Origin of the sequence: Levilactobacillus yonginensis, from assembly GCF_964065165.1 — a bacterium.
In the GTDB taxonomy this organism is placed as follows: Bacteria; Bacillota; Bacilli; order Lactobacillales; family Lactobacillaceae; genus Levilactobacillus; species Levilactobacillus yonginensis_A.
Map to the genome: position 1 here is coordinate 2566557 of NZ_OZ061549.1, position 12565 is coordinate 2579121.

Consider the following 12565-nt stretch of genomic DNA (forward strand, 5'->3'; position numbering starts at 1 on the left):
TTGCTACTTCGGTAGTGGGGCGTTTTTTTTTTGACCATTTTTTGATAAATTTCTTCTGACTAAGCTTGAGAGGAACGCGTATAATGATTCATGCAGTTATTTTTACGAGTTGAAAGTTGGATGATAAGTGATGGAAGAGTTATTTGAACGGACCTCAATTCCCCATGCATATTTCAAGCTGGCATTGCCAGTCGTCTTGAGTATGGTAGCCAGTATGATCTACAACCTGGTAGACACGTACTTTGTGGCCCAAACACAAAATACCAGCTTGGTTGCAGGGGTGGCCCTGTGTACGCCGCTATTTTCGGTTTTGATTGCCATCGGTGATATTTTTGGATTGGGCGGTAGTTCCCTGATTTCACGGTTACTGGGACAGAAGGCTTATCAAGTCAGTAGTCGCGTTAGCAGTTTCTGTTTATATAGTGCTGTTGTGGTGGGATTATTGACAACAGCCGTGTTATTGACAGCAACTCGTCCAGTTTTACATTTGTTAGGTGCGACCCCCGCGACGTATGCGTATGCGAAACAGTTTTATCAGATCATGGCAATTGGTGCAATGCCCATCATTGTGTCGATTGTTCCGGGAAATCTGATTCGGACTGAAGGTTTCGCGACCCAGTCGATGGTGGGAACCCTGGTGGGGACGGTGATCACCATTATCTTAGATCCAATTCTTATCTTTCCGATGGGTATGGGGGCAGCCGGTGCGGCGTTAGCCACCGTGATTGGGTATAGCCTATCAGCTGGAGTGCTCGTTTACCTAACCGAACATTACTGTCACGTTATCTCGGTAGATGTCCGGCGCAGTCGGATTAATCGTAATCTGGTTAAGCAGGTGTTGTTTATTGGGGTACCTGGGTCAATCACGAATTTGATGCAGGCTTTTGGAACGGCAGTGCTGAACCGTTATCTGGTCGCTTATGGACCGACTCGGGTGGCTGCGATGGGAATTGTCCTAAAAATGTACATGATTGTTATGCTAGTTATGGTTGGATTTGCCTTTGGCGCACAACCCTTGATTGGGTATACGTTTGGGGCGCAGAATATGACACGGTTTAAGAAAATTTTGCGGTTTGACCTTTTAGTAGAGGTAGGGTATGCCTTGATATTAGCGGCATTATTGATGATTTTTGCGCCACAGATCATTAGCCTCTTCTTACATGATGGGGCAGTCATTTCTGCGGGTACGTATATGCTGCGAGCCTTCCTGGCAACAACGCCATTCGTTGGCGCTGTGTTAGTTTACACGACGGTTTTCCAGAGTACAGGTAAGGCAGGAGGTGCTTTGATTATGTCAATTGCTCGCCAAGGTGTGTTTTTTTACGTCATGATTGTTGCCGGTGCGGCTTGGTTAGGCTACCATGGGATTATTTGGTCGCAACCAGCCGCAGACGTTCTAACCTGTGGTTTGGGTTGGCTGTTAGCCTGAGGAATTTTTGACCGGACCAAATCAGTTGATTAAGCCTGCTATAACAGAGATTTACTGTTTCTATCTTGAAATAAAATTGAGAGAATCTACCATTATATTAGTAATCCTCTCAATTTTCTTTTGTATCTGGTGGTCAGACGTGCTAAGATAGACAACGGCTTATGAGGGCTAATCGTCATGGGTGGTTAATTTGGGAATAGTTGTCTAATGGGGCAGAACACTTCCATTTTAATCTAAATACGGGATTAGCCTAGTATTATCAGACAATTTAAAATAATTTTCACTGAATTTCACGTCTTGATCGAGGTCAATTCGGTCAGCGATTTCACAAAAAGATTCAAGAAATTCGGCGAAAACCCTTGCCAGGCGGCGTTTTATTTAGTATGATAGTTAAGTGCTGTATTTCCCCGGGGTATTTTTGTGCCTTGGGGGTAGCGGTTCAAAAGCTTAAGCGATGATGTGGGAGATTGCGACACACCCGGCCGCTTTGCCATGAGGGTGTGGCGGGAATTTCCACGGAGTTAGTCTTATTTTTAAAATAGACGAAGGAGGGAACACAATGGCAAAACAAAAAATTCGGATTCGGTTGAAGGCATACGAACATCGCATCCTTGACCAATCAGCGGAAAAGATTGTTGAAACAGCAAAGAGAACTGGTGCCGGCATCTCAGGCCCAATCCCATTGCCAACTGAACGGACAATCTACACCGTATTACGTTCACCACATAAGTTTAAGGACTCACGTGAACAATTCGAAATGCGGACGCATAAGCGTTTGATTGATATCGTTAACCCAACGCCAAAGACGGTCGACTCATTAATGAAGCTTGACCTGCCTAGCGGTGTTGATATCGAAATCAAGTTATAATTTTCAAGGTAATAAACTAATACAATATAATCGGAGGTGTACTCATGACCACTAAAGGAATCTTAGGGAAAAAGGTCGGGATGACGCAAGTCTTCACTGATGCTGGCGAATTAATCCCCGTTACTGTTGTCGAAGCAACGCCAAACGTTGTGTTACAAGTTAAGACGATGGAAAACGACGGTTACGAAGCCATTCAACTTGGTTACCAAGACAAGCGTGAAGTACTCAGCAACAAGCCCGAACAAGGTCATGTAGCAAAAGCAAACACGACTCCTAAGCGCTTCATTCGTGAATTCAGAGATGTTGAGCTGGGAGATTACAAGGTAGCAGACGAAGTTAAAGTTGATACCTTCCAAGCAGGAGACATCGTGGATGTCACAGGTGTCACTAAAGGTCATGGATACCAAGGTAACATTCATAAAGATGGTCAAAGCCGTGGACCTATGGCCCATGGTTCTCGTTACCACCGTCGTCCAGGTTCTCTGGGTGCTATCATTAACCGGGTATTCCCTGGTATGAAGCTTCCAGGCCGGATGGGTAACAAGACGGTTACTATCCAAAACCTCGTGATCGTTAAGGCTGACATTGATAACAACGTTCTGTTGATCAAGGGTAACGTGCCTGGTGCTAACAAGTCACTTGTTTCCGTTAAGAGTGCTGTTCGCCCACCACGTCCTAAGCAATCTGAAAAATAAATAGGAAGGGAGGATAATTAAATGACAAGCGTAGCATTATACAAGCAAGATGGTAATCAAAACGGCAACGTTGATTTGAATGCTGATATCTTTGGTATCGAACCTAACGAAAACGTCGTATTTGACACAATCCTGATGCAACGAGCTTCCTTACGCCAAGGAACCCACGCCGTAAAAAACCGGAGTGCCGTTCGTGGTGGTGGTAAGAAGCCATGGCGTCAAAAGGGTACTGGTCGTGCCCGTCAAGGTTCCATCCGTTCACCACAATGGGTCGGTGGTGGTGTGGTCTTTGGACCAACCCCTCGCTCATACAGTTACCGCCTTCCTAAGAAGGTTGGCCGTTTAGCACTTAAGTCAGTTCTTTCTCAAAAGGTTCTTGACGAAAGCTTATACGTTCTTGACGCATTAGCATTCGACGCACCTAAGACGAAAGAATTCGCCGCAGTGCTGGCTGGTTTGAACGTCACGACTAAGACGTTGGTTGTCCTTGAAGATGACAACGTTACTGCTGCTTTAGCAGCCCGCAACTTATCCAATGTTAAGGTAATTCCAGCCAAGAGCTTGAACGTCCTCGATATTGCTGATGCGGACAAGTTAGTGATTACCCAACCAGCTCTTTCTCAAGTAGAGGAGGTGCTCGCATAATGGAATCACGTGACATTATTTTACGCCCAGTTGTTACCGAAGCAACGATGGCAACTATGGACGACAAGCGTTACACCTTTGACGTTGACGTACGAGCAACCAAGACACAAGTCAAGCATGCTATTGAAGACATCTTTGACGTTAAGGTTGTTAAGGTCAACATCATGAACTTAAAGGGTAAGTTAAAGCGTCAAGGTCGTTACGAAGGCTACACTAAGAAGCGTCGTAAGGCTATTGTCAGCTTATCTGCCGACTCAAAAGAAATTAAATTATTCAACGAAGAATAAAATTTCAAATATAGGAGGGAAATAACGTGGCGATTAAGAAATACAAACCAACAAGCAATGGTCGTCGTAACATGACGAGCTTGGTTTACAAAGACGTCATCACTAAGACGACTCCTGAAAAGTCATTGCTTGATTCACAAAGTCATTCTGCTGGGCGTAACAACGCTGGTAAAATGACTGTCCGTCATCGTGGCGGTGGTAACAAACGCCAATACCGGATCATCGACTTCAAGCGGATTAAGGATGATGTTACAGCAACCGTTAAGGCTATCGAATACGATCCTAACCGTACTGCCAACATTGCATTGTTAGTTTACGCTGATGGTGTTAAGTCATACATCATTGCACCTAAGGGCTTAAAGGTTGGTATGCAAGTACAATCTGGTCCAGATGCTGATATCAAAGTCGGTAACGCATTACCATTGAAGAACATTCCTTTTGGGACTGTCATTCACAACATCGAATTGAAGCCTGGTAAGGGTGGCCAATTGGTCCGTTCTGCTGGTACTTCAGCTCAATTGTTAGGTAAAGCTAACGACGACAAGTACGTGTTAGTTCGTCTTTCATCTGGTGAAGTTCGGATGATCTTGAACGTTAACCGTGCAACTATCGGTGCCGTAGGTAACGAAGAACATGAACTGATCAACGTTGGTAAAGCTGGCCGTAACCGGTGGGCTGGTCAACGTCCTCACGTTCGTGGTTCAGTTATGAACCCTAACGATCACCCACATGGTGGTGGTGAAGGTAAGGCTCCTGTTGGTTTACCATCTCCTCTTTCTCCATGGGGTAAGAAGACCGTTGGTAAGAAGACACGTTCGAAGAAGAACAAGACTGAGAAGTTCATTGTTCGTCATCGTAAAGGTTCTAAGATGTAATAATCCGGTTTACCGGATGTCAAGAGACCTGGTTGTCATCGGCTTAACCGATGCGCCACAAGTAGAGGAGGTTTCATAATGGGTCGTAGTTTGAAAAAAGGACCTTTCGCCGATGCGCACTTATTAAAGAAGATTGATGCGCAAAAGGATTCACAAAAGAAGGCCGTCATCAAGACCTGGTCCCGTCGGTCTACTATTTTCCCAAGCTTTGTAGGTTACACTATCGCTGTTTATGATGGACGGAAGCATGTACCAGTTTACGTTCAAGAAGACATGGTAGGCCACAAACTTGGCGAATTCGTACCAACCCGGACATTCCGTGGTCATGGTGGCGACGACAAGAAAACTCGTTGATAAGGAGGATTAACTAATGGCTGAACAAGTTACATCAGCGCAAGCGACTACTAAGACGGTTCGGATTGCTGCTCGCAAAGTCCGCCTTGTCATCGATCTTATCCGCGGCAAGAGCGTCGCTGAAGCAATCGCTATTTTAAAGTTCACACCGCGTGGAGCATCACCCGTTGTGGAAAAAGTTTTAAACTCAGCAATTGCTAACGCAGAAAACAATTTTGACTTAGATCGTCAAGATCTAATCGTTAGCGAAGCCTTTGTGAACGAAGGACCAACCCTTAAGCGGTTCCGTCCTCGTGCTAAAGGTTCTGCTTCACCAATTAACAAGCGTACGAGTCATGTTACGGTTGTTGTATCTGAGAAAAAGGAGGGATAACGCGTGGGTCAAAAAGTAAATCCAACTGGATTACGGGTCGGTATCATTCGCGACTGGGAAGCAAAGTGGTATGCTGAAAAGGATTTCGCTGCTTACCTGAAGGAAGACCTTCAAATCCGTAAGTTTATTGAAAAGCGTCTTGTAGACGCATCTGTATCAACTGTTGAGATTGAACGGGCTGCAAACCGCGTCAACATCTCAATTCACACCGCCAAGCCAGGTATGGTTATTGGTAAGGGTGGTTCCGAAGTCGAAAATCTCCGTAAGGAATTGAACGACTTAACTGGCAAACGTGTTCACATCAACATCGTGGAAATCAAGAAGCCAGATTTGGACGCCAAATTGGTCGGTGAAAACATCGCTCGTCAATTGGAAGGCCGTGTTGCTTTCCGTCGAGCTATGCGTGGTACGATGCAACGTACTATGCGTTCTGGCGCCAAAGGTGTTAAGACGCAAGTCGCTGGTCGTTTAAACGGTGCTGACATGTCCCGTGTCGAAAGCTATGCTGAAGGTACGGTTCCTCTGCACACGTTACGTGCTGATATTGATTATGCATGGGTTGAAGCTCACACGACTTACGGTTCATTAGGTGTTAAGACCTGGATCTACCGTGGTGAGATTTTGCCAGAAAAAAAGCAAACTAACGGACAAGGAGGGAAATAAACATGCTGGTACCTAAGCGAGTAAAGTTCCGTCGTGTCCACCGTGGTAAGCTTCGTGGCGAAGCCAAGGGTGGCAAGAGCGTTGCTTTTGGTGACTACGGTTTGCAATCGTTGGATTCCAAGTGGATCTCCAACCGTCAAATCGAAGCTGCGCGTGTTGCAATTACACGTTACATGAAGCGTGGTGGGAAAGTTTGGATCAAGATTTTCCCTCACAAATCCTACACCGCTAAAGGTGTTGGGGTCCGGATGGGTAATGGTAAAGGTACGCCTGATGGCTGGGTAGCCCCAGTTAAGCGCGGTAAGGTATTGTTTGAAGTGGGTGGCGTCTCTGAAGAAGTCGCTCGCGAAGCCTTACGTTTGGCTGCCATGAAGCTTCCCGTTCGTACCAAGGTTTTATCACGAGAGGAAGTAGGTGGCGAATCTAATGAAGACTAAAGAAATCAACGAATTAACCACTGCTGAAATGCTCGATAAAGAAAAGAGCTACAAGGACGAATTATTCAACTTGCGTTTCCAATTAGCTACTGGTCAATTGGAAAACACCGCACGGTTGAAGCAGGTTCGTAAGAACATTGCGCGGATTAAAACCGCTCTTCGCCAACAAGAACTGAACAAGTAGAATACGATAAGAAGGAGGTCACTAATACATGAGTGATGCACGTAATAACCGCAAGGTTTACCGTGGTCGTGTCGTTTCCGACAAAATGGAAAAGACGATCACTGTCGTTGTTGAAACGACAAAGACGGATGCAAGATATGGCAAGCGCGTCAAGTACTCCAAGAAGTACAAGGCACATGATGAAAACAACGAAGCCCACACAGGCGACATTGTTGAAATCATGGAAACTCGGCCACTGTCTGCTACCAAGCGGTTCCGCTTAGTCGACATTGTTGAAAAAGCAGTAATCATTTAGGTGTCGTTTTTATCGTATTCTGAACTAGAACTGAAGGGAGGACACTAGCTGTGATCCAACAAGAAAGCCGTTTAAAGGTTGCCGACAACTCTGGCGCCCGGGAAATTCTGACCATTAAGGTTCTGGGTGGCTCCAAGCGTCGCTACGCCGGAATTGGTGATGTTATTGTCGCTACTATCAAACAAGCAACACCAGGTGGCGTTGTCAAAAAGGGTGATGTTGTTAAGGCTGTTGTCGTACGTACGAAGTCTCGTGTACGTCGTAACGACGGTTCATACATCAGCTTTGATGAAAATGCCGCAGTGCTGATCAAAGACGACAAGAGCCCACAAGGGACTCGTATCTTCGGACCAGTTGCACGTGAATTGCGTGACAACGACTTCATGAAGATTGTCTCATTAGCACCTGAAGTACTGTAATTAAGAATTGTGTTAAACAAGGAGGTGCCCACAGGAATGCTTATTAAAACTGGTGACAAGGTCCGCGTGATCGCTGGCAAAGACAAAGGCAAAGAAGGAACTGTTTCTAAGGTCCTGAACGCCAAGAACCGCGTGATCGTCAAAGGCGTCAATATGATTAAGAAGCACCAAAAAGCTTCTCAAACTAATCCCCAAGGCGGAATTATTGATATTGAAGCACCAATTCACGCATCCAACGTAATGCTCATCGATCCTTCGAACAACGAACCAACCCGGCTTGGCGTTCGAGTAGAAGATGGTCACAAAGTCCGGTTCGCTAAGAAGTCCGGCGAAACCATCGACAAATAATCACTGAAAGGAGGAACATAATTTCATGTCAGCTCGTTTAAAAGAAAAGTACGTAAATGAAATTACCCCATCATTGGTGGAAAAGTTCAGCTACAGTTCTGTTATGCAAACGCCGAAGATCGAAAAGATCGTTTTGAACATGGGTGTTGGTGATGCTGTTTCCAACGCTAAGAACCTGGACGAAGCCGTTGAAGAATTGGGTTTGATTTCTGGTCAAAAGCCATTGGTTACTAAGGCCAAGAAGTCAATCGCCACCTTCCGTCTTCGTGAAGGTATGTCAATCGGTGCAAAGGTTACCCTCCGCGGTGACCGGATGTACGAATTCCTGGACAAATTGATCAACGTGTCATTGCCACGTGTTCGTGACTTCCATGGTGTTAGCTCTCGTGCCTTTGATGGCCGTGGGAACTACACTCTGGGTGTTAAAGAACAATTGATTTTCCCAGAAATTAACTTTGATAACGTTAACCGTGTTCGTGGTTTGGATATTGTTATCGTTACGACGGCAAATACTGATGAAGAGTCACGTGAATTACTGACTCAATTCGGCATGCCGTTTGCACACTAATAAAAGGAGGTTCACACAAATTGGCTAAGAAATCTCAAATTGCTAAGAACAAGCGTCCTGCGAAGTTCTCTACTCAGAATTATACTCGTTGCGAACGTTGTGGACGTCCACACTCTGTTTATCAAAAGTTCCATCTTTGCCGTATTTGCATGCGGGAATTGGCTCACAAGGGTCAAATTCCTGGCATGAAGAAGGCTAGTTGGTAAAACGGAATTTTAAACAAAGGGAGGGTAAACGTTAATGTCCATGACTGATCCTATTGCAGACTTCTTGACGCGTATTCGTAACGCCAACATGGTTCGTCACGAATCACTCGAAGTACCTGCATCTAAAATTAAACGCGACATCGCTGAAATCCTGAAGCGCGAAGGTTTCATCCGCAATGTTGAATACATCGATGATGACAAGCAAGGCATCATCCGCGTATTCCTCAAGTACGGCAAAGATAACCAACGTGTCATCAGTGGTTTAAAGCGTATTTCCAAGCCAGGTTTACGTTCATACGTTAAAGCTGACGCTGTGCCAAAGGTATTAAACGGTTTAGGTATCGCTATTATCTCCACCTCTGAAGGGGTCGTTACAGATAAAGAAGCGCGTGCTAAGAAAATCGGTGGCGAAGTTCTCGCCTACGTTTGGTAAAACTTTTAAAAAGATAGGAGGTGCCTTTCAGTGAGTCGTATTGGTTATAAAACTGTCAACGTCCCAGCCGGCGTTGAAGTAAAACGCGATGGTGATCAAGTGACTGTCAAGGGTCCAAAGGGTGAATTAACTCGGACTTTCTCAGACATCATCACCATGAAAATTAGTGACGGTGCGGTTGATTTCGACCGTCCAGATGATAACAACAAGACGCGTGCCCTTCATGGTACTCAGCGTGCTAACTTAAACAACATGGTTGAAGGTGTTGTTAGTGGTTTCGCTAAGACTTTGAAGTTAGTCGGTGTTGGTTACCGTGTTCAAGCTAAGGGTAAGACTTTAGTATTGAGCGTTGGTTACTCCAACCCTGTTGAGATGGCTATTCCTGAATCCTTGGATGTCAAGGTTCCAGACAACACCACCATCAACATCGCCGGCATTAGCAAGCAAGAAGTCGGTGACTTCGCTGCTGAAGTTCGTGCCGTTCGTTCACCAGAACCTTACAAAGGTAAGGGTATCCGTTACGAAAACGAATACGTTCGAATTCGTGAAGGTAAAACTGGTAAGTAAAGCAGCTTAAATGCTGATAATTCTACAAAGAGGTGACTATTTTGATTACGAAACCAGATAAGAACAAGACACGTCAAAAGCGTCATATGCGTGTCCGCAACAAAATTTCTGGAACTGCAGAACGCCCACGCTTAAACGTTTTCCGCTCTAACAAAAACATCTACGCTCAAGTCATTGATGACGTAGCGGGTGTCACGCTTGTTAGTGCCTCGACGTTAGATAGTGATGCAAATGGTGACAACAAGACCGACCAAGCTAAGGCTGTTGGTGAATTAGTTGCTAAGCGCGCTGTCGAAAAGAAGATTAGCAATGTTGTGTTTGATCGTGGCGGTTACTTATACCACGGCCGTGTTCAAGCATTGGCAGAAGCTGCTCGCGAAAACGGGCTGAAATTTTAACAGTAAGGAGGAATAACCACACATGGCAAAATTTATTGATCCCGACAAGTTAGAACTTGAAGATAACGTTGTTGCTATCAACCGGATCACCAAAGTTGTTAAAGGTGGCCGTCGTCTTCGGTTCGCTGCACTTGTAATTGTCGGCGACAAGAAGGGTCACGTTGGCTTCGGTACTGGTAAAGCTCAAGAAGTTCCAGAAGCTATCCGTAAGGCCGTTGAAGCTGCTCGTAAGAACTTGATCGAAGTACCTATCGTGGGAACTACCATTCCTCACGAAGTCCTTGGTTCATTTGGTGGGGGTAAGATCATGCTCAAGCCTGCCGCTGAAGGTTCTGGGGTTACTGCTGGTGGCTCAGTTCGTTCCGTCATGGAATTAGCTGGTGTTGCTGACGTTACTTCAAAGCGTTTAGGTTCTAACACGCCAGTCAACGCAGTTCGGGCCACATTTGATGGCTTGGCTCAGTTGAAGCGTGCTGAAGAAGTTGCCGCTCTCCGTGGTGTCTCTCTTCAACACTTAGCTGAATAAGGAGGGGTATTAAAATGGCTCAATTAAAAGTTACTTTAATTCATAGTGTTGCTCACCGCCTCCCTAAACAGCGTAAGATTGTGGAAGCTATGGGCTTACACCGAGTAAACAGCACCGTTATCCAACCAGATAACGAAGCTACTCGTGGTGCGCTTTTCCAAATCGCACATTTAATTAAGGTTGAAGAAGTTAAATAGTTTTCATATCATTAAATAAGGAGGTGCGCAATAGCATGAAGTTGAATGAATTAAAACCTGCTGAAGGCTCACGGAAGGTTCGTAACCGGGTTGGCCGTGGTGATTCATCTGGTAATGGTAAGACTGCCGGTCGTGGCCAAAAAGGTCAAAAGGCTCGTAGCAAGACTCGTTTGGGTTTTGAAGGTGGCCAAATGCCATTGTACCGTCGAATCCCAAAGCGTGGGTTTACCAACATTAACCGCAAGGAATTTGCTGTCGTAAACTTATCTGCTTTGAACGTCTTCGACGATGGTGCTGAAGTTACTCCAGCTGCCTTGGTTGAAGCTGGCATCGTTAAAAACGAAAAAGCCGGTGTCAAAGTTTTGGGTAACGGCGAGTTGTCAAAGAAGTTGACGGTTAAAGCCGCTAAATTCTCTAAGTCAGCTGCCGAAGCTATCGAAGCTGCTGGTGGTAAAACTGAGGTGATTTAATGCTATCAAGCTTGAAAAACGCCTTTAAGATTAAAGACATTCGTAAGAAGATATTCTTTACTCTATTGGTTTTGATTGTCTTTCGGTTGGGTACTTATATTACCGTCCCCGGCATTAACGCAAAGGCACTTCAAAGCGTTGCGTCTTCTGGATTGGTTAGTATTTTAGATACCTTCAGTGGTGGTGGGTTGCAAAACTATTCCATCTTCGCGATGGGGGTTTCACCTTACATCACTGCACAAATCGTTATTCAATTGCTACAAATGGACATCGTTCCGCGCTTCGTTGAATGGAGCAAGCAAGGGGACGTTGGTCGTCGGAAGTTAAACCAAGCGACTCGGTACTTAGCGATTGCCTTGGCATTCGTTCAGTCTATTGGTATCACCGCTGGTTTTAGTGCCTTAAGTTCACTAAAATTGGTTGAAAATCCTAGTGTCACTACTTATCTTGCCATCGGATTAATTCTGACTGGTGGGACGATGTTAACGACTTGGATGGGTGATATGATTACCGATCGTGGTTTAGGTAACGGGATCTCAATGATTATCTTTGCGGGTATCATTGCTCGGACACCTAATTCTGTTTATCAGCTTTTCCAAACTTACTTCATTGACGCTGACAAAGGGACCTTATGGAAGAGTGTCTTGTTCATTATTGGGTTGATCGTCTTAGTTCTGATTATTGTGACCTTTACCACTTGGGTTCAACAAGCGGAACGGCGTGTACCTATTCAATACACTCGGCGGGTATCTGGTTCGCCAGATAGCAGCTACCTCCCATTAAAGGTCAACGTTGCCGGGGTTATCCCCGTCATCTTCGCGAGTTCGTTTATTGCGACACCACAGACTATTCTGATGGCGTTCCAAAACACGCACTCTCAAGATGCTTGGTACCAAACTTTAACAGACGTCTTTAATATGCAAACGCCGGATGGTGCCGTATTGTACACTGTTCTGATCGTTGTGTTCACGTTCTTCTATGCGTTCGTTCAAGTCAACCCAGAAAAGTTAGCCGAGAACCTGCAAAAGCAGGGGAGCTATATTCCTGGTGTTTGGCCTGGTCACGAAACACAATCTTATGTTTCCAGTCTGTTGATGCGTCTTAGCACTGTTGGGGCGCTCTTCCTTGGATTCATTTCTTTGATTCCGTTAGTTGCCCAGAACCTGTGGAACTTAGATGAGTCAATTGGTTTAGGTGGTACCAGCCTCTTAATCGTGGTTGGGGTTGCTATTGAAACCATGCGGCAAATCGACGGATTAATGATGAAGCGCGAATACGTTGGCTTTATCCAAGGTCCAGAACCAGCTTAATGAGTTTCCAGCGGGTGT

At 45.3% G+C, this 12565-nt stretch carries 23 protein-coding genes; all 23 read left to right on the plus strand.

The features are described from left to right. The first annotated feature begins 130 nt into the window (after positions 1-130). Complete coding sequence (locus AB3Y94_RS11900) at positions 131-1429, plus strand: MATE family efflux transporter (protein WP_367296399.1); 1299 nt, start codon at positions 131-133, stop codon at positions 1427-1429. Positions 1430-1988: 559 nt separating this feature from the next. Further along, complete coding sequence (gene rpsJ / locus AB3Y94_RS11905) at positions 1989-2297, plus strand: 30S ribosomal protein S10 (protein WP_057879268.1); 309 nt, start codon at positions 1989-1991, stop codon at positions 2295-2297. A 44-nt stretch (positions 2298-2341) separates the two neighbouring features. Next, positions 2342-2992, plus strand: a complete 651-nt coding sequence (rplC, locus tag AB3Y94_RS11910) for a 50S ribosomal protein L3 (protein ID WP_367296400.1) — start codon at positions 2342-2344, stop codon at positions 2990-2992. A gap of 21 nt (positions 2993-3013) precedes the next feature. Beyond that, the gene (rplD, locus tag AB3Y94_RS11915; RefSeq protein WP_367296401.1) at positions 3014-3637 is read left to right on the plus strand and encodes a 50S ribosomal protein L4; all 624 of its coding nucleotides are present in this window, start codon (positions 3014-3016) and stop codon (positions 3635-3637) included. Continuing rightward, complete coding sequence (gene rplW / locus AB3Y94_RS11920; RefSeq protein ID WP_125682818.1) at positions 3637-3924, plus strand: 50S ribosomal protein L23; 288 nt, start codon at positions 3637-3639, stop codon at positions 3922-3924. The genes rplD and rplW overlap by 1 nt, the downstream gene beginning before the upstream one ends. A gap of 26 nt (positions 3925-3950) precedes the next feature. Further along, entirely contained in the window at positions 3951-4799 is an 849-nt protein-coding gene (gene rplB, locus AB3Y94_RS11925; RefSeq protein ID WP_125692377.1) for a 50S ribosomal protein L2, read from the plus strand. A 78-nt stretch (positions 4800-4877) separates the two neighbouring features. Next, complete coding sequence (gene rpsS / locus AB3Y94_RS11930) at positions 4878-5153, plus strand: 30S ribosomal protein S19 (protein WP_125682814.1); 276 nt, start codon at positions 4878-4880, stop codon at positions 5151-5153. 16 nt (positions 5154-5169) lie between these two features. Further along, positions 5170-5526, plus strand: a complete 357-nt coding sequence (gene rplV / locus AB3Y94_RS11935) for a 50S ribosomal protein L22 (protein ID WP_367296402.1) — start codon at positions 5170-5172, stop codon at positions 5524-5526. Positions 5527-5529: 3 nt separating this feature from the next. Further along, complete coding sequence (gene rpsC, locus AB3Y94_RS11940; RefSeq protein ID WP_125682810.1) at positions 5530-6189, plus strand: 30S ribosomal protein S3; 660 nt, start codon at positions 5530-5532, stop codon at positions 6187-6189. Positions 6190-6191: 2 nt separating this feature from the next. Further along, on the plus strand, positions 6192-6626 hold the full coding sequence (rplP, locus tag AB3Y94_RS11945) for a 50S ribosomal protein L16 (protein WP_125682808.1): 435 nt from the start codon (positions 6192-6194) through the stop codon (positions 6624-6626). Further along, positions 6616-6810: a 50S ribosomal protein L29 gene (rpmC, locus tag AB3Y94_RS11950; RefSeq protein WP_020090139.1), complete on the plus strand. Its 195-nt coding sequence runs from the start codon at positions 6616-6618 to the stop codon at positions 6808-6810. Before rplP ends, rpmC begins: the two co-directional genes overlap by 11 nt. Positions 6811-6838: 28 nt before the next feature. Further along, complete coding sequence (gene rpsQ, locus AB3Y94_RS11955) at positions 6839-7105, plus strand: 30S ribosomal protein S17 (protein WP_048735510.1); 267 nt, start codon at positions 6839-6841, stop codon at positions 7103-7105. 50 nt (positions 7106-7155) lie between these two features. After that, on the plus strand, positions 7156-7524 hold the full coding sequence (rplN, locus tag AB3Y94_RS11960) for a 50S ribosomal protein L14 (protein ID WP_125682806.1): 369 nt from the start codon (positions 7156-7158) through the stop codon (positions 7522-7524). A 36-nt stretch (positions 7525-7560) separates the two neighbouring features. After that, positions 7561-7872 (plus strand): 50S ribosomal protein L24, encoded by a 312-nt coding sequence (gene rplX / locus AB3Y94_RS11965; protein WP_057734519.1) that lies wholly within the window; start codon positions 7561-7563, stop codon positions 7870-7872. A gap of 25 nt (positions 7873-7897) precedes the next feature. Beyond that, entirely contained in the window at positions 7898-8440 is a 543-nt protein-coding gene (gene rplE, locus AB3Y94_RS11970) for a 50S ribosomal protein L5 (protein WP_367296403.1), read from the plus strand. A gap of 20 nt (positions 8441-8460) precedes the next feature. Continuing rightward, the gene (locus tag AB3Y94_RS11975; protein ID WP_082153261.1) at positions 8461-8646 is read left to right on the plus strand and encodes a type Z 30S ribosomal protein S14; all 186 of its coding nucleotides are present in this window, start codon (positions 8461-8463) and stop codon (positions 8644-8646) included. Positions 8647-8680: 34 nt separating this feature from the next. Next, complete coding sequence (gene rpsH, locus AB3Y94_RS11980) at positions 8681-9079, plus strand: 30S ribosomal protein S8 (protein ID WP_011668485.1); 399 nt, start codon at positions 8681-8683, stop codon at positions 9077-9079. Between the two features lie 30 nt (positions 9080-9109). Next, positions 9110-9646, plus strand: coding sequence for a 50S ribosomal protein L6 (rplF, locus tag AB3Y94_RS11985; protein WP_125692373.1), 537 nt, complete (start codon positions 9110-9112; stop codon positions 9644-9646). Positions 9647-9678: 32 nt separating this feature from the next. Then, positions 9679-10044: a 50S ribosomal protein L18 gene (gene rplR, locus AB3Y94_RS11990; protein ID WP_318530966.1), complete on the plus strand. Its 366-nt coding sequence runs from the start codon at positions 9679-9681 to the stop codon at positions 10042-10044. 22 nt (positions 10045-10066) lie between these two features. After that, positions 10067-10570, plus strand: coding sequence for a 30S ribosomal protein S5 (gene rpsE / locus AB3Y94_RS11995; RefSeq protein ID WP_125682798.1), 504 nt, complete (start codon positions 10067-10069; stop codon positions 10568-10570). A 14-nt stretch (positions 10571-10584) separates the two neighbouring features. After that, positions 10585-10767: a 50S ribosomal protein L30 gene (gene rpmD, locus AB3Y94_RS12000; RefSeq protein ID WP_125682796.1), complete on the plus strand. Its 183-nt coding sequence runs from the start codon at positions 10585-10587 to the stop codon at positions 10765-10767. Between the two features lie 35 nt (positions 10768-10802). After that, positions 10803-11237 (plus strand): 50S ribosomal protein L15, encoded by a 435-nt coding sequence (gene rplO / locus AB3Y94_RS12005; RefSeq protein WP_125682794.1) that lies wholly within the window; start codon positions 10803-10805, stop codon positions 11235-11237. Continuing rightward, positions 11237-12547, plus strand: a complete 1311-nt coding sequence (gene secY / locus AB3Y94_RS12010; protein ID WP_125682792.1) for a preprotein translocase subunit SecY — start codon at positions 11237-11239, stop codon at positions 12545-12547. Before rplO ends, secY begins: the two co-directional genes overlap by 1 nt. Positions 12548-12565: the final 18 nt, after the last annotated feature.